This window comes from Actinacidiphila glaucinigra (assembly GCF_900188405.1).
Taxonomy (GTDB): Bacteria; Actinomycetota; Actinomycetes; order Streptomycetales; family Streptomycetaceae; genus Actinacidiphila; species Actinacidiphila glaucinigra.
This window is the reverse complement of record NZ_FZOF01000017.1, coordinates 86,800-103,954: the sequence shown is the minus strand read 5'-3', so window position 1 is coordinate 103,954 and position 17,155 is coordinate 86,800. Positions and strand designations below refer to the sequence as shown.

Below are 17,155 nucleotides of genomic sequence, written 5' to 3'. Positions count from 1 at the left end.
CCGTACCCGCGCCGTGATCCCTTATGCGTGGCGGCGCCGGCGGCGGGCCGCCCGCGCCGCCACGGGACTCAGGAGAGGCAGCCGACGTGCGCGAGGGCCTGCCGGAGCAGTACGCCCTGACCGCCCTGCATCTCCTGCTGCAGCTGCGGCGACGACGCCTCCTGAGGGGTGAACCACACCAGGTCGAGGGCGTCCTGCCGGGGGTGGCAGTCGCCCGCCACGGGGACGACGTAGGCCAGCGACACCGAGTGCTGCCGGGGGTCGTGGAAAGGCGTCACGCCCTGCGTCGGGAAGTACTCGGCGATGGTGAAGGGCTGCGGGGAGACCGGGATGCGTGGCAGCGCCATGGGCCCGAGGTCCTTCTCCAGATGCCGGACCAGCGCCTCGCGGACACGCTCGTGGTGGAGCACCCGCCCGGAGACGAGGGCGCGGCTGACGCTCCCGTCCGGCCCGATGCGCAGGAGGAGACCGATGTGTGTCACCTCCCCGCTGTCGTCGACCCGCACGGGCACGGCGTCCACGTAGAGGATCGGCATGCGTGCGCGGGTCAGCTCCAGGTCGTCCGGAGACAGCCAGCCGGGCGTGGTTTCGGTCATGTCGGCCATCGGGTGATCGTACGCGGAGAGAACGCCACGTGGGGGCGATCGACGGCGTGCGCCGCGAACCTGTTCGACACGTGCGGTCAGGCCCGTTCCCCTCCTGCCCTGAGCTCGGCGAGCAGCGCGTAGATCGTCGAGCGGGACGTCCCGAGGGCCTCGGCGACGACGGGTACCGCGCCGCGCCTCGCGAAGACCCCGGCCCGTTCGAGTTCGCCGAGGACGGTGAGGCGGTCCGTGCGGTCCAGGCGTTCGGCGGGCCGGCCCCGCGCGCGGACGCGGGCGGCGATGACCCGGTCCACCTGCCGGGTCCACCCCTCCGCCAGGGGCGCCTGCTCGCCTGGTGCGGCGGCCGGAGCGGCGAACGCGGTCAGGACGGCGGCCGCCCGGTCAAGCGGTGTGCGGTCCAGGTGGACGCAGAGCACGGCCGACGGGGTGCCGTCGGCGTCGCTCAGCACCGCGCTGACGGAGGACACCCGCCGGCCGCCGGGGAGCAGCGTCTCCCGCGGGCCGTCGACGTCGTCCGCCGGACGCCCAGGCGGCCCCAGCTCGCCCGGCAGCGCCCGGTCCCCGGCGGTACGTCGCGTGACCGGGTTCCAGACGGCCAGGACGCGCTCGTCCCCGACGTCGTGCAGGACCACTTCGGCGTGCGGGCTGAGGAGCCTGGCCACGGCCTCGCAGGCCGGCCCCCACAGCGCGACGCGCGCATCGATGTCGTCGTCCACCCGGAACCCCTTCCTTCCCTGTCGACCGCCCCGCGGCTCCGGCGAGCCGGCCGTGGCCGCGGGGAAGGGCCGTCGTGTCCTGTGGCGGTGCCGGGCGGTGCCGGGCGGAACCGTGGCGCTACGGGGCCGCGGGCCGGTCTCTGAGCGCCTGCCAGAGGAGCCGGTAGAAGTCCGCGTAGCTGCGCTCCACGTGGACGGCGAGGGACCGCGTCTCCTCGTGGCGCTCGCCGAGGCGGTTGATCGGCACCGTCATCGCCGCGTGGTGCTCGATGTGCAGGTTGTTGCCGTTGGTGAACCAGGTGCTCAGCCAACTGCCGCGAATCGAACGTGTGTTGCGCAGCACGTCCGTCGTCTGCGTGTCGCACAGCAGGTGCTCCGGGAGTTCCACCAGGAAGTGCAGCGGGACGGCGAGCAGCAGCGGGAGTACCCACAACCGCAGCACGTACTCGCCGTGTCCGAGGAACGCCAGGACGACCGCGCCTGCCACCGCCGCGCCCAGCAGGGCGTGTTCGGTCACGATCCGCCGCCGCATCGCCGGGGCGATGTGCCCGAACGCGTACGTCCAGCGTCCCGTGACCGCGCGTACGACGTCCGCGCCGACGGTGCCCAGGCGCGGGTAGTCCAGCAGCCCGCGCAGCAGCGCCCGGAAGGTCAGCGGCCCCCGGGTGTCGAAGCCGAAGAACTCCGTGTCCTGCGGGGTGCCCAGGTAGCGGTGGTGCTGCAGATGGCGCACGCGGTAGTGGCTGTAGACCACGAGGAGCGGCATCCCCAGGGGCACGCCGACCAGCCGGTGGGGGAACGCGCGCCGGAAGGCCGAGTGGTGCAGGCACTGGTGCTGCAGCTCGACCGCGTGGGTGAACATGGCCGCCAGCAGGACGATCCCGGCGCCCGCCGCCCACAGGTTCCGCTGCACGGCCAGCACGACTCCGGCGCAGGTGAGGAGCGCCAGGACGGCCAGCTTGGCGAGGAAGACCCGCTCGTCGAAGGACGTCACCCGCAGCCGTGCGAACAGGACGGCCGCGGCGCCGGGCGGGGCGCTCTCGCGCTCGGGGAGGAGCCGGTCAACGGCCACTGAGCACCACCACGTGGGTACCGGGCACCAGGCCCTCGGAGCGGGCGGTGCGGAGCAGTCCCGCAAGGGCGACGGCCCCGGCGGCGGTGGGGAACGCACCGTGCTCGGCCAGCGCGTCGCGGGCGTCGCACAGTTCCCGGTCGTCGGCGCCGATGACGGTACCGCCGGTGGCCGCGATCGCCGCCATGGCCTCGTCGCCCTGCAGGGCGTGCCAGTTGACGAGCGGCTGGTTGTGGTCGGTGGTGGAGACGGACTCCGGCGGCAGGGTCCGGTACGGGCCCGGCCAGCAGGTCACCATCGGGTTGTTGCCGGCCGAGCCGACACCGTTGATCACCGTGTTCCAGCCGAGCAGCTCCAGTTGGCGCCGCACGGCGATGGCGGTCGTGCCGTTGCCGACGGGCAGCCAGATCGCCGCGGGGGCTTCGGGCAGTGCGGCCCGCAGCGCGGACACGACCACGCCGTGCCCCTCGAACACGGCCTCGACGTACGGGCCGTCCACGTTGCCGTCGACGCAGTCCCCGGTGGCGGCCAGCCGGCGGGACTCGTCCACGGCGTCCTCGTAGGCCCCGTCCACGAGGTGGACGCGGGCTCCGGCGGCTTGCATCGCCTCGCCGCCGTCGCTCCAGCCGGCGGGGAGGACGACCGTGCACTCCACCCCGGCGACCTGGCAGGCCGTGGCCATGGCGCGCCCGTAGTTGCCGCAGGTCGCGATGGTGACGTGCCGGTGGCCGTCGGCCACGGCGCGGGCCACGACGGCGCGGGCGGCGGGTTCCTTGTGGCTTCCCGAGGCGTAGCGCGTCTCGTCCTTGACCAGGACCCGGGCGCCGGGCACCAGGGCGGAGACGTCGATGAGGGGGGTGCCGAAGGCGTCCGAGGGCGCTTCGGCGGACAGCGGTGCGGGGGTGGGCATGACGGTTCCTTCGGGGGTGGTGGACGGACGTGCCTCCGGTGCCCGGCACGGTCGTGCCGGGCACCGGCGTGCGGGGGTGTCAGACGCGGGCCGTGACGAGCTGGGAGTCGGCGTGGCCCTGGAGGTCGTCGAGGTCGCCGAGCTCCGCCGGGGGCAGGGCGTCGGGCAGGTCGTCCTCGAGCAGGCGCAGCCGGGGGTTGGCCCAGCCGCGGGCCGCCCAGCCCAGTTGCAGCAGTCCGCTGACGACGACGAGCAGCGCGAGTCCGCGTCCGGGCCCCGTGCCGAGCAGTACGCCGACCGTGTCCGCAAGGGCGCCGGCGGGCTCCAGGAGCGGCGTCACGTAGTGCTCGGCCAGGGGGCCGACGACCAGGTAGCCGAGCGGCATGGTCAGCATCATCAGCGTCATGAAGATGGCCAGTACCCGGCCCTGGAGCTCCAGGCCGACCTTGGTCTGGACGAGGGCGATCCAGTGGCCGTCGGCCAGGGACTCGCCGAAGGCCAGCAGGAACATCCCGGCCACGATCAGCGGCGGGCTGGCGAAGCCGACCATCGCCATCGCCAGGCTGGCCACCGCCATGGAGATGATCATGCCCTGTGCCCTGCGGGCGGTGCCGCCCCACAGACCCATCACCAGGCTGCCGCAGAGGCCGCCGACACCGGCGGCGCCGAGTGCCGCCCCCAGCATGAGGGGGGACTGCTCGATGAGCAGCATGGGCGTGATGACCGCGAACCCGAGGGTGTAGAAGGCGTGGTCGATGACGAAGAAGCGCAACGCCGCGCGGAGCCCGGGCCGGCGGGCGATGTAGCGCCAGCCGCCGGTGATCTCCCTGCCGAACGACTCGTCACGGCGGCGGAAGAGGGTGTCGGGGAAACGGACCGCCAGCAGGGTCACGACTCCCGCCGCGAAGCTGCACACGTCGATCATGATCACGCCGGAGACGCCGATGACCCCGATCAGCCCGGCGCCCATCATGGGCGCGAAGACCGTGCCCACACCCACGCCGAGCTGGCTGATGCCGTTCGCGTGCCCGAGGTACCGCTTGGGGACGAGCTGGGCCACCGCGGCCAGGTAGGCGGGGCGCTGGAAGGCGCCCGCGACGGAGGTGACCGACACGGCCAGATAGATCTGCCACATCTCCAGACCGCGGCCGAGGACCAGCAGGCCGAGCCCGCCCATCGCCAGGCCCGCCACCGCGTCGCTGGTCAGCATGATCATGCGGCGGTTCCAGCGGTCCGCCACTGCTCCTGCCAGCGGCCCGGCGAGGATGCCGGGGAGCATGCCCACCGCGTTGACCACCGCGAAGTCGGCGACCGAGCCCGTGCGCTGGTACACCCAGATGCTCAGGACGAGCGTGCTCAGGCTGCTGCCGATCATCGACAGGAACTGGCCCAGTGCCACGACGGCGAACCGGGAAAGACTCGGCCTCGTGTCCCTGGTGTCCCTGGTGTCCCCACCGCCCCTGGCGCCGGCCGCCCGCCGCCCGCGCGGCGGAAGCGGCTCGTCCGCCCTGTCCGCCACCGGCCGCCCGGCGGGCCGGACCCCGTCCTGCGGCGGGACGTCCGGCGGGAGCGGTGGCCCCTGCCACCGCTCCGCGTGCTCCACCAGCGTCCGGGCCAGCGGTTCGGCGTGCGTCTTGACGAAGAAGTGGCCCGCCTTCGGCAGCACCGCCAGGGAGACCTCGTCCGCGAAGTGTTCCCACTCGTGGTGGCGTTCCTGGTAAAGCTCGGTGACCCGGTCCCTGGAGCCCACCACGCTGAGCACCGGGGCCCGCAGCCTGGGTGCCGCGGCGTCCTGGTAGGCCCTGGTGTAGTACTCCTCCGCGTCCCGGGCGTCGTGCCGCACGTTGCGCAGCACGAACTGCTCCTGCTCGGGGTCGTCCAGGTCGGTGAAACCGCCCCGCGCCCGCAGGTAGGACAGGTACTCCCGGTCGGAGGTGAGCCAGTCGGTGGGCACCAGCCGGTGCACCCAGTCGAAGAACCGCCCGGGGAGCCGCGCCGTGGGGAAGCTCGCGCCCAGGCCGACGCCCACGACGTCGACGCCCGCGGCCTCCGCCTGGCGTGCGACCTCCAGCGTCACCGCCGTGCCCAGGCAGTGCCCGTAAAGCATGACGGGACCCTTCACCGCGTCGAGTTCCGCCACCACCCGGGCGGCGACCTCGGCGCCCGGCAGCAGCGCGTCGTCCGGCCTGCTCATGTCGTGGCCCGGCAGCTCGACCGCGTACAGCCCCCACTGCGGGGGCAGTTGCTCGGCCAGCGGCCGGTACGCGACGGCGCTGCCGCCGGAGAACGGCACGGCGACGACCGTGACGCCGCCCGCGCCCGGATCCGCGTCGTGCCCGGTCAGCCGGTGCAGCAGCGGCGCCGGTTCCGCCCGTTGCTCCTCGCCGCGCTCCGCGCGGTCCGCGAGCAGCGCGGCGAGGGCGCGCACCGTCGGGGTGCGGTACAGCTCCACCAGGGCCAGCCCCGGGTCGATCTGCCGGACGATCCGCAGCGCCGCGAAGGAGTCCCCGCCGAGGGAGAAGAAGCTGTCGTCGATGCCGATCGCCTCCTCCTCCACGCCCAGCGTCCCGGCCCAGATCGCCGCGATGCGCCGCTCGGCCGCGTTCCGGGGGGCGGTGCGCGCCGGGGCGTCGGAGGCGTCGGGCGGGGCCGGCAGGGCGCGCCGGTCGAGCTTGCCGTTCGGGGTGAGCGGCAGCCGCGGCAGGAACACGACCCGCGCGGGCACCATGTGCGTGGGCAGCCCGGTCGCCAGGGCCTCGCGCACCGCCGCCTCGGTGAGCGCGGCCTCCGGCGCCGCCACGAGGTAGCCGACGAGCTGGGCGGCCCCGGAGGGCAGGGTGTGCACGGCGGCCGCGGAGGCCGCAGCCCCGGGGAGCGCGCCGAGTGCGGCCTCGACCTCGCCGAGTTCCACCCGGTAGCCGTTCACCTTGACCTGGTCGTCCAGACGGCCGAGGAAGTCCACGGTGCCGTCGCGGCGGTAGCGCGCGCTGTCCCCCGTCCGGTACATGCGCGCGGTGCCGTCCGCGCCGTCCGGGGCGGCGTACGGGTCGGGGACGAACCGCTCCGCGGTCAGCTCCGGCCGCTCGTGGTAGCCGGGCGACACCCCGGCGCCGCCCAGGTGGAGTTCACCCACCACACCGGGCGGCACCGGCGCACCGTACGCGTCCAGTACGTAGACCCGGTTGTTGGGGAACGGACGGCCGATGGGCAGTGGCGCCTCGGCGGGCAGGTCGTCGACGTCCCCGTCGAAGTACACGTTGTCGACGGTGACCTCGGTGACGCCGTACGCGTTGACGACCCGGTTGCCGGGGCCGACCAGACGCTGCGCCCGCTGGTACTCGCGCACCTGCCACTTCTCGCCGCCGCCGATCAGCAGCCGCACGAAGTCCAGGCTCTCACCGGCCTGTTCGGCGTGGGCAAGCAGCGCCCGCAGTACGGCCGGCACCAGTTCGGTGCACTGGACGCCCTCGTCGCGCATGAGCGCGTACAGCTCCGCCGGGTCCAGCAGCGTCTCGCGCGGGACGACGACGAGCCGGCCGCCGGTGCAGTGCGCGCGCAGCGTCTCGCCGACGAACATGTCGAAGGAGAAGCTCGCGGCCTGCTGGTACGTCCAGTCGGGGTCGAGGTGGTAGGCGCGCTGCCACATGGCCGCGGCGTGCACCAGATTGCGGTGGGTCACCACCACGCCCTTCGGGCGGCCGGTGGAACCGGAGGTGTAGATGACGTAGGCCGGGTCGTCCGGCGTCCCGGCGGGCACCGGATCGGAGTCCGCCGCGGCGTCGACCAGCGCGGCGTCACGGTCGAGCGCGAGGACGGCCGTGCCCCCGGGGGCGTCGGGGGCTCCCTCCAGGCCGAGCAGGGTGACCAGCGCCACCGGCCGGCTGTCCTCGAGCATGTAGCGCAGACGCTCGCGCGGGTACGCCGGGTCCAGCGGCACGTAGGCGCCGCCCGCCTTGAGGACGCCCCACATCGCCGCGAACAGGTCGATCCCGCGGTCCAGGCAGATCGCCACCCGCTCGCCCGGGCGGACGCCGCGCTCACGCAGCAGGTGGGCGATGCGGTTCGCCCTCCGGTTGAGCCAGTCGTAGCTGACGGTCCGCCGGCCCGAGGTCAGCGCGGGCGCGTCCGGCCGCCGCGCGACGCAGCGTTCGAAGACCTCCTGCAGGCTGTGCGCCGGGGGGATCTCGGCGGCGCTGTCGTTCCAGGTGCGGAGGACCGTGTGGCGCGCGGCCTCGGTGAGCAGCGGCAGCCGGCCCACCTCGGTGCCGGGCTCGGCGGCCGCGGCGCGCAGGAGGGTGAGCAGGTGGTCCACGAAGGCCTCGACGCGCTCGGCGTCGAAGAGTTCGGCCGCGTAGTCGACGGTCAGGACGGGTCCGTCCGCGGGGAAGTCCAGGCCGATCGCCAGGTCCGCCATGGTCGCGGCGGGCGCCTCGTCCCCGGCGTAGGCCAAGAGCGGGTCGCGCGGCGCCGCCGTGTTGTGCACGGTCACGCTCACCCGGCTCAGCGGGTCGAGCCTGCCCCCGCCGGCCCGCCGCACCGCCGCCGCGATCTCCGGCAGCGGCAGGCCCTGGTGCTCCAGGTCGCGAAGGACCGCGTCCCGTACCCGGCCCAGCAGCGCGGCGAAGCTCGGCTCGCCCGTCAGGTCGCCACGCAGCGGCAGGATGTTGAGGACGGAGCCGACCACACGGTCCAGCGCGGAATCCTCCCGTCCCGCCACCGGTGCCAGGACCGTCACGTCGCTGCGCCCGCTGTACCTGCCGAGGACGACCTGCACGCCCGCCAGGACGACCATGAAGAGGCTGACCCGGTGCTCGCTGGCGCATGCCTGCAGCACCGCGAGCGACGCCGGGTCGAGGTCGCGGGTGACCCGGCCCGCGCGGTGGGTCGCCATGGCCGGCCGTGGCCGGTCCGCGGGGAGCTCCAGGTCCAGGTCGGCGCCGTCGAAGCGGTCGCGCCAGTACGCGGCGAGCCCGGCGTGACCGGACACGGCCGTCCCCTGCCGGGCCACCTCCGAGAGGCGGTCGGCGGCGGCGTGGCGCGGCTCGAGACCCGCGCTCAGGTCGCCGTAGACCTCGGCCAGCGCGTCCCCGAGGACGCCCACGGACCAGCCGTCGAAGACCAGGTGGTGGACGGCGAGGAGGAGTTCGTCCCCGTCCGGCGTGCGCAGCAGCACCGCGCGCGCCACCGGGCCGCGCTCCAGGTCGGTCCGCTCGGTCACGATCCGGCGGCGCTCCGCGGCCGCCCGCGCCCGTGCCGCGTCCGGCGCCAGGTCCCGAAGATCGACCTCGCCGTACGGGACGGTCGCGGAGCGGTCGACGTCCGTCACGGGCCCGTCGCCCTCGTACGGGAAACGGGACACCAGGGCGGGATGGCGTGCGGCCAGTACGGCGAGGCACCGGGGCAGCAGCTCGGGGCGGACGGGATCCGCCCACCGGTAGCGGATGCCGAGGGTGTGCACCGGAAGTTCGGGGCTCACCTGCTCGGCCATCCAGAAGTCCCGCTGCAGCGCGGTGAGCGGGAAGCGCGACGGCTCCTCGGCCGGGCGCTCCTCACCGGGCTCGCCGTCGCGCGCGGCGGCAGCCGGCCCCGGAGCGGCGTCGGCGGCGGGGAGGACGCCGGCGACCTCGGCGAGTGTCGGTGCGGCGTAGAGCGCGCTGAGCGTGAGCTCAGCCCCGTGGGCGTGCCGCAGCCGGCTGATCATGCGGATGGCGGAGAGCGAGTCCCCGCCGAGGGCGAAGAAGTCGTCGCCGGGACGGATGTCGGCGGCGCCGAGCAGCTCCCTCCACACGGCGGCCACGAGCGCCTCGGGCGAGGAGCCCCCTGCTCCGTCCGCAGCGACCGGGGGTACGGGCGGCGGCGCGGCGGCCAGCGCCGCGCGGTCCACCTTGCCCTGCACGGTCAGCGGGAAGGCGGCGTGCACGGAGAGGACGGCGGGCACGAGGTAGTGCGGCAGCCGCGCGGCCAGCTCGCGACGGACGGCATCGGTACCCGGCGCGCCGTCCTCGGTGACGAGGTGGGCCGCGAGCCGCGGCGCGCCCGCGCCGGCGTCGACGAGGACGACGGCGTCCCTGACGCCGCGCACCTCGCGCAACGCGCTCTCGACCTCGCCCGGTTCCACGCGGAAGCCGCGGATCTTGACCTGCTGGTCGAGCCGGCCCAGGTACTCCAGGCCGCCGTCCGTCAGTTGCCGCACCCGGTCGCCCGACAGGTACTCCCGCCGCCCGTCAGGTCCCTCCCGGAAGCGGTCCGCGGTCAGGTCCGGACGCCCGAGGTAGCCGGTGGCCACTCCCGTGCCGCCGATGCGCAGCTCGCCGGGCTCACCGGGCGCCGCCGTCGTGCCGTCCGCGGCGACGACCCGCACGGTCACCCCGGACAGGGGCGTGCCGATCGGCACGGGTCCGCCGCCGGTCCACGTGGTGAGGTCGGCGGCGGTCGCCACGACCGCGGTCTCGGTGGGGCCGTACGTGTTGAGCAGCCGCACCCCGGAGCCGGCCTGCGCCTGCCAGCGGGTGACCGCCTCCGGGTGGACGGCCTCACCGCCGATGATCACGGTGCGCACTGTCGCGGGGAGCGCCGCCTCGCCGTGCTCGAGCGCGCCGACGAGCTCGTGCCAGTACGCGGTCGGCAGGTCGAGGACGGTGACGCCGAGTCCGGCGCAGCGGTCCAGGAAGACGTCGGGACGGCTGATCATGTCCTCGTCCCGGACGACGACCGTGGCGCCGGCGGTGAGCGGCGGGAAGATCTCCTCCACGCTGGCGTCGAAGCTGAGCGAGGCGAACTGCAGCACCCGGTCGGTGGGGGAGAAGCCGTAGCGCTCCCCGGCCGCCCGGCAGAAGTGCGCCAGGGCGCGCCGCGGAACGACCACGCCCTTGGGCCGACCCGTCGAGCCCGAGGTGAAGACGACGTACGCGGGGTCCTCCGGCGCCGCGGCCGTGCCCGGCAGGGGAGCGGTTCCGGCGGCGTCCACCGCGATGACCGGCGTCCCCGCCGGGAGGGAGCCGGCGATCCCGTCCGTGCCGCCGGCCGGGACGATCACCACTCGGGGGGCGGCTTCCTCGACCATCACCGCCAGCCGCGCCGCCGGGTAGCCCGGGTCGAGCGGCAGGTAACCGGCTCCGGCCCGCAGGACCGCGAGCATCGCCGTGACCGCGTCCCGGCCCCGGGGCAGGGACAGGCCCACCAGGTCCCCCGCGCGCACCCCGTTCGAGTGCAGCGCCCGCGCCAACGGCGTGACGGCGGCCAGCAGTTCGGCGTAGGTGGAAGTGCCCGTCGCGTCGACGACGGCCGGGGCGTCCGGGGTCAGCCGAGCCTGCTCCTCGATCGCGGCGAACACGTCCGACGACGCATTCTCGATGGCGCCGAAGGTGACGGCATCGGCCACCGTGGGTCCGGCCGGAGCGGCCGGGTCCACGGCCGGTGTAGTGCGCACGCGATCTCCCTGGGAACTGTCCCTGCACTGTGGCGGCACCAAGCGGAACGCCTCGGTGAATTTGTGGGACGCGCGCGACGATGATGTGAATGATCTAGGTCACCTCGTCTGCGATCACGTGAATGGAGCGTGGTGAAAGAGCAGTTGACGCAAATGCGACCCCGTGACGAATGGTCATTTTGTGGGGGCTGCCGGATCCGTGCCGCGCGGGTCGGCCGTCGGTCCGGCGGTGGTGCGATGCTGTAAGCAGTGGATCATCGCCGGCGGAGATGACCGGCTTCCGGCCGGCCGACGGAAGGGCAGCTGGGTACGCATGGATCTGCGGCAGATGGAAGTGGTCGTCGCGGTCGCCGAGGAGGGCGGGTTCACGGCGGCCGCCCAGCGGCTGCACGTCGTGCAGTCCGCGGTGTCCGGCACCGTACGGACGCTGGAGCGGGAACTGGGCAGCGCGCTCTTCGAGCGGACCACGCACCGGGTGTCGCTGACCCCGGCAGGGGAGGCCTTCGTACCGGCCGCCCGTGCGGCGCTCCGCGCGGCCGAGGAGGCGCGTGCGGCGGTCGACGCCGTACGGGGCGAGCTGCGGGGTCTGGTGACCGTCGGCACGATGCAGGGGGTCTGGGCCGGTCTGCACAGGGCGCTGGCCCGCCTGCGCGCGGAACATCCCGGCGTGACCGTGCGCCTGCGGCAGGCGGCGGTGGCCGACATCCGGCAGGCGCTGCGGGAGGGCACCGTGGACCTCGCCGTGGTGGCCCTCGACCGGCAGCAGCAACGGGGGCTGGTGACCCGTCTGCTCTCGCGTGAGCAGATGCTGCTGGTCGCCGCGCCGGGGCGCGGCTTCGCGGAGGACGACGTGGTGACCTTCGAGGAGGTCTCCGGTCTGCCCTTCGTGGACTTCCCGTCCGGCTGGGCGATCCGCTCCGAGGTGGACCGGGTGTTCCGGGCCGCCACCACCGAACGGACCCCTGTGTTCGAGGTGAACGACATCGTCGCCGCGGCCGAACTGGTCCGGCACGATCTGGGGGTCTGCATCATGCCCGCCTCGATCGCCGCCCGTTTCCCGGACCTCGCCGTACGCCGCTTCGAGCGCCACGCGCCCTCCTGGAAGGTCATGGTGGTCAGGCCCGGAGGCGATCCGGCGCCCGCCGTCGAGGCGCTGCTGCGGTACATCACCCCTCGCACCGCGGCCGGGGGACGCGGCTGAGCGCGGTCAGCGGGACGGGGCCTGCCCGGTCGGGCCTTGCCCGGCCGGGTCCTGCGCGGTGGCGGCCGGCGCGCCCTCGCGGTCGGCGGCGTTCCGTCGCCCAGTAGGCGAGGCCGATCAGGGGAAGCACGGCCCCCAGGGCGCTGACCGCCGTCCAGCCGGCCGCGTGGTATGCGAGCGACCCGAGCTGCGACCCGAGCGCGCCTCCCGCGAAGAAGACGGCGATGAAGGCGCTGTTCAGCCGGGACCGTGCGGCGGCGTCGAGTTGGTAGACGGTGTGCTGTCCGAGGATGAGGGTGGTCTGCACGGCCATGTCGAGCAGGATGGCGGCGAGGGCGATCAGGACGATGCTGTGCTGTCCGAAGCCCGCCGCGGCGAAGGCCACGGCCGCCACGCCGAAGGCGATGCCCGTGACGGGACGTACGAGTCCGCGGTCCGCCCAGCGGCCGGCCAGCGGTGCCACCGCGGCACCCGCGGCGCCCACGAGCGCGAAGACCGCGACGCCGATCTGCGAGTAGTGGAACGGACCGGTGAGCAGGAAGGAGACGGTGGTCCAGAAGGCGCTGAACGCGCCGAACATGGCCGCCTGGTACAGCCCCCGGCGCCGCAGCGCCGGATGCGTCCGCACCAGGCGGAGCGTCGAGCGCAGGACCTGGGAGTAGGGCAGGGAGGTCGTCGGCGCGTGCTGCGGCAGGGCGGCGCGCAGCGCCAGGGCCAGCAGGGCCATCAGGACCGCGGAGCCGAGGTAGACGTAGCGCCAGCCCGCGGCGGAGGAGACCAGGCTGCTGACCGTGCGGGACAGCAGGATCCCGGCGAGCAGGCCGCTCATCACCCGGCCGACGACGCGGCCGCGGGCGTGGTCGGGCGCGAGGCTCGCGGCGAACGGCACCAGGATCTGCGCGACGACCGAGGTGGCACCGCTGACCAGGGACGCGACGAGCAGCACCGGGAAGTCCGCGGCGGTCCCCGCCACCGCGAGGGCGACGGTGGTGACGGCGAGCAGCACGGTGACCAGCCGGCGCTTCTCCAGCCGGTCGCCGAGCGGGACGAGGAAGATCATCCCGGCCACGTAGCCGATCTGGGTCAGCGTGATCAGCGTGCCGGCCGCCGCCGTGCCGAGGTGGAAGACGTGGCTCAGCGAGGACAGCAGCGGCTGGGCGTAGTAGAGGTTGGCGACGGTCATCCCGGAAGCGACGGCCAGCAGCACGACCAGCCATCCGGGAACGCCCTGGGCGGTCGCGGCGGGCGCCGGGCGCCGCGTGGAGGGGGTCTTGGACGCAGGGGACACGAGGGCCCTTCTCGTGACGGGAACCGGTGGTGCGGTTCGGGCGGGCGGAGTGCCGGTCGGGCTGCTTCTCGCACCGCCCGGCCGACTGCTGCAGCGCCCGCACCGGAGGATTGCTTCCCCCGTGAAGGAGATGACTCGCGATGTCAGTCATCTCGACCGGAGATGATCGCCGATCGCCCTCACCGCCGGGCGGCGGAGTCCTCGGGCGGCGTCACCTCGAAGGTCCCGAGGACCTCGACGGCCTCGGCGGGCTCCGGCACCGGCTGGGCGAACGTGTCCCGCCCCAGCCGCCGGCCGAGCGCGGCGACCGCGGGCTCGGTGTAGCGGGCCGCCACAGGACCGGCGACGACCAGGATCAGGACGTACGCGGTGGCCAGCGGCCCGATACGGGGCTCCGTGGCGACGGCGAGGCCCGCGATGACGATCGAGAACTCCCCGCGTGCGACGAGCGCGCCGCCCGCCCGCAGCCGCCCCCGCGCGTGGACACCCGCCCGCCGGGCGGCGTACCAACCGGTGACGATCTTGGTTCCCGTGGTGACCAGCGCCAGGGCCAGGGCCGGGAGCAGCACCGGCGGTATGGCCGCCGGATCGGTGGACAGCCCGAAGAACACGAAGAACACGGCGGCGAACAGATCGCGCAGCGGGGTCAGCAGACGTCCCGCACCCTTGGCGACCTCACCGGACAGGGCGATGCCCACCAGGAACGCGCCGACGGCCGCCGACACCTGGAGCTTCTGCGTGATGCCCGCCACCACCAGCGCCAGCCCGAGCACGACCAGGAGCAGCATCTCGGGGTTGTCGGACGAGACCGCCTTGCTGAGCAGCCGTCCATGGCGCAACGCCAGGTACAGCACCGTGCCCACGGTGCCGAGGGCGATCGCCAGCGTCACCCCTCCGGCCGCCAGTCCGAGGCCCGCCAGCAGGGTCGTCAGCAGCGGCAGGTAGACCGCCATGGCCAGGTCCTCGATGACCAGGACGCCGAGCACCGCGGGCGTCTCGCGGTTGCCGAGCCTGCCGAGGTCCGTGAGCACCTTGGCGATGACTCCCGACGAGGAGACCCAGGTGACCCCGGCCAGCGCGACGGCGGCCACCGGCCCCCACCCCAGCAGCAGCGCCGCCACGGCGCCCGGCACCGCGTTGAGGACGAAGTCCACGGCCCCAGAGGGGTATTGGGCGCGCAGATTGCCGACCAGTTCCGAGGCGCTGTACTCCAGCCCGAGCAGCAGCAGGAGCAGGACCACCCCGATCTCGGCCCCCACGGAGATGAAGTCCTCGCTCGCCGACAGCGGTACGACGCCGCCGTGCCCGAAGGCGAGCCCGGCCAGCAGGTAGAGCGGCACGGGCGACAGCCCGATCCGGCCCGCGAAGCGACCGATGATGCCCAGCCCGAGGATGACGGCACCGAGTTCGACGAGCAGCGCCGTGGTGTCGTGCATCCTCAACTCCCCGCCACGATCGCGGCCAGGGCGTCCACACCCTCACGCGTGCCGACCGCCACGAGGATGTCCCCGATCGCCAGCCGGAAGTCCGGCCCGGGGGAGGGGTGCGCGCTCGTCCGCCGCACGACCGCCACGACGGAGGCCCCGGTCAGTGTCCGCGCCCGGGTGTCGCCCAGCGGCCGCCCGGCGTACGGCGACCTGGAGCCGACCGGGATCTGCTCGGTGACCAGCCCGATGCCGTCCGTCCGCACCGCCTCCAGTGGCGTCGGGTCCAGCAGCCGCGCCAGCCCCGCGGCTTCTTCGGCCTCCAGCGGGACCGACATCCGGCAGGCGTCGGGATCGTCCGCCTCGTAGAAGCCGAGGAACCGCCGCCCGTCCTGGTGCACCACCACCGACAGGTTCCGCCCGGTGCGCGTGGTCACGTCGTACTGCGTCCCGATGCCCGGAAGGGTCGTCCGCCGTATGCCCACTGCTGCCTCCCAGGCAGGCCCGCGCTCCACGCCGGCCGGGCCCCCCGTCCGCCACTGGACGACGGGGTGGCCTGACCAGCGTCTTTTACACCCTTATTACGTTCAACCGGACGGGTTCTATTCCGCGGTCCGGGTCGGGTGCACGCGCGTGCGGGTGCGTTTTTCGGTGCGGCGGCGCGGGGCGATCGGTGCACGGTGGCGGGCGGGCCGGGGATCCGCTCACTCCTCGCCGGAGAACCGCTCCCATGCGGACTGGCGGGTGATGCCGAGGGCCTCGCCGATCCGGGTCCAGGTGACGCCGCGGCGCCGCAGTTCCTGCACCCATGAGCGCAGATCGGTCTCGGCCTGGTCGATGTGCGCGGCGACGCGCGGGATGTGACCCAGCATCTCCGGGTCGGTCAGTGACGCCCACAGGGGGGCGGGCTGCCGGGCCGGGGTGCCCACGCTCCCGTCGATGATCGACGCGCACAGCGCCACGCACTGGTCGCAGATCTGCACTCCGGGGCCCGCGACCAGCTTCTCGACCTCGCGGTCCGGCTTGCCGCAGAAGGAGCAGCGGGCGAATTCGTCCTGGGTGTCGGAGAGTGTCACGGCTCACTCCTAGGGTGTCAGGGTTTCCCTGACACCCTAGGAGTGTCAGGGAAACCCTGACAACCACCCGGCCGGTGGCGGTGAGCGCGCGATGGAAGGCGGTCCTGCCCCCGCTGGGCGGGGCCCCCGGGGCGGAGCACCGGATCAGGCGGCCGGCACCGTCGGGGGGTGCGCGAGGGCGGCCTTGACGCTGCGCGTCTGTTCGTCGGCGAGGACCTCGAACCGGTCGTGGGTCAGGGCCTCCATGGTCAGCTCCGCGACACTGGCGGCGCTGATCTTCGGCGCGTCCGTCCAGGCGCTCAGGTCGGTGTCCACGAATCCGCAGTGCACGCCGACGACCAGGGTGCCCTGACCGTGCAGGCCCTTGCGCAGGGCGTCCGTCAGAGACCACTGCGCGGCCTTGGACGCGGCGTAACCGGGGAACTGCGGCTGCCCGACCCAGGAGGCCAGCGACAGCATGTTCACCAGTGCCCCGCCGCCGTTGCGGGCCAGCACCGGGGCGAAGGCCTGGGAGACCGCCCATGTGCCGAAGTAGTTGACGTCCATGGCCTGGCGGGCGCCGTCGAGGCCGCCCGTCAGGAGTCCGCTGGTGGCGCCGCCGACGCCGGCGTTGTTGACCAGGATGGAGACGTCCCCCGCGGCCTCGGCCGCCGCGGCCGCCTGCCGTTCGTCCGTCACGTCCAGCCGCAGCGGGACGAGGTCCGGGTCGGTCACGCTCTTCGGATCGCGGACGCCGGCGTAGACCTTCGCCGCGCCGTGCTCCAGGAGCGCCCGGGCGAACGCGTACCCGATCCCCCGGTTGGCTCCCGTCACCAGGGCGACTGATCCCTTGATCTCCATACGGACTTCCTTTGCGACACGCCCTCTCGGCGGGGCTCCGTGCACAGCTCGACAACGCGGGCCTTCGCAGGCCCGCGCACTCAGGCTAACACCTGAATTTATTTATGGAAGTCAGCTGTGGTGATCGGCTGTGCCGGTTCAGGGGCGGGGCCAGGGCCGTCCGGCGAGGCGTTCGATGTCGGTGTTGAAGCGCCTGAGGTAGCCCGCGAAGGCGGCGATGTCCTGGTCCGGCCAGTCGGCCATGACCTTGTCCAGGCCGCCGATGATGGCGTCCCGCTCCTCGTCGAGCATCCGGGCGCCCTGTGCGGTGATGCGGAACTTGCGGGCCATCCCGCCCTCGGGGTCGGGGATGCGCTCCACGAGGCCGGCGCGCATGGCCGCGGCGGTCTGCCGGTTGAGGGTGGAGGTGTCGAGTGCGAAGGCCTCGCTCAGCTCGCCGATCGACATCGGCCCCTGGACCCGGATCCGGCTGAGGAGGATGTAGGCGCTGCGGTCCAGGGCGCCGGACCTGTGGCGCAGCAGTTCGTGGCGGCTGAGGAGCATCTGCTCGTACTCGACGTCGTGGGTGGACCTGCCCATGTGCCTTCCGCCTCC

General features: G+C 74.0%; 12 protein-coding genes. 1 reads left to right on the top strand and 11 read right to left on the bottom strand.

The features are described from left to right. Positions 1–68: 68 nt before the first annotated feature. The 5 genes from CHF15_RS27875 to CHF15_RS27855 form a co-directional block, all read right to left on the bottom strand. Complete coding sequence (locus CHF15_RS27875) at positions 69–605, bottom strand: NUDIX hydrolase family protein (protein ID WP_179279992.1); 537 nt, start codon at positions 603–605, stop codon at positions 69–71. 77 nt (positions 606–682) lie between these two features. Next, complete coding sequence (locus CHF15_RS27870; protein WP_089226634.1) at positions 683–1,321, bottom strand: helix-turn-helix domain-containing protein; 639 nt, start codon at positions 1,319–1,321, stop codon at positions 683–685. 118 nt (positions 1,322–1,439) lie between these two features. After that, complete coding sequence (locus CHF15_RS27865; RefSeq protein ID WP_089226633.1) at positions 1,440–2,393, bottom strand: fatty acid desaturase family protein; 954 nt, start codon at positions 2,391–2,393, stop codon at positions 1,440–1,442. Further along, positions 2,383–3,303: a pyridoxal-phosphate dependent enzyme gene (locus CHF15_RS27860; protein WP_089226632.1), complete on the bottom strand. Its 921-nt coding sequence runs from the start codon at positions 3,301–3,303 to the stop codon at positions 2,383–2,385. Before CHF15_RS27860 ends, CHF15_RS27865 begins: the two co-directional genes overlap by 11 nt. Before the next feature lie 79 nt (positions 3,304–3,382). Then, complete coding sequence (locus CHF15_RS27855) at positions 3,383–10,732, bottom strand: non-ribosomal peptide synthetase/MFS transporter (RefSeq protein WP_245939077.1); 7,350 nt, start codon at positions 10,730–10,732, stop codon at positions 3,383–3,385. A gap of 313 nt (positions 10,733–11,045) precedes the next feature. Between CHF15_RS27855 and CHF15_RS27850 the strand changes: the two genes are divergently transcribed. Continuing rightward, positions 11,046–11,933, top strand: a complete 888-nt coding sequence (locus CHF15_RS27850) for a LysR family transcriptional regulator (protein WP_089226631.1) — start codon at positions 11,046–11,048, stop codon at positions 11,931–11,933. On the opposite strand, the gene CHF15_RS27845 is transcribed toward CHF15_RS27850, so the two are convergent. The 6 genes from CHF15_RS27845 to CHF15_RS27820 form a co-directional block, all read right to left on the bottom strand. Beyond that, a complete protein-coding gene (locus CHF15_RS27845; RefSeq protein ID WP_245939076.1) occupies positions 11,899–13,221 on the bottom strand; it encodes an MFS transporter in 1,323 nt (440 codons plus the stop codon). The two genes, CHF15_RS27850 and CHF15_RS27845, sit on opposite strands and share 35 nt — an antisense overlap. Before the next feature lie 179 nt (positions 13,222–13,400). Next, the gene (locus CHF15_RS27840; protein ID WP_089226630.1) at positions 13,401–14,657 is read right to left on the bottom strand and encodes a cation:proton antiporter; all 1,257 of its coding nucleotides are present in this window, start codon (positions 14,655–14,657) and stop codon (positions 13,401–13,403) included. 2 nt (positions 14,658–14,659) lie between these two features. Next, positions 14,660–15,130 (bottom strand): cation:proton antiporter regulatory subunit, encoded by a 471-nt coding sequence (locus CHF15_RS27835; protein WP_089226629.1) that lies wholly within the window; start codon positions 15,128–15,130, stop codon positions 14,660–14,662. Between the two features lie 219 nt (positions 15,131–15,349). Then, positions 15,350–15,721, bottom strand: a complete 372-nt coding sequence (locus CHF15_RS46740; protein ID WP_089226628.1) for a ClpX C4-type zinc finger protein — start codon at positions 15,719–15,721, stop codon at positions 15,350–15,352. 144 nt (positions 15,722–15,865) lie between these two features. After that, entirely contained in the window at positions 15,866–16,561 is a 696-nt protein-coding gene (locus tag CHF15_RS27825; RefSeq protein ID WP_089226627.1) for an SDR family oxidoreductase, read from the bottom strand. Positions 16,562–16,699: 138 nt separating this feature from the next. Next, positions 16,700–17,140, bottom strand: a complete 441-nt coding sequence (locus CHF15_RS27820) for a MarR family winged helix-turn-helix transcriptional regulator (protein WP_089226626.1) — start codon at positions 17,138–17,140, stop codon at positions 16,700–16,702. Positions 17,141–17,155 lie beyond the last annotated feature (15 nt).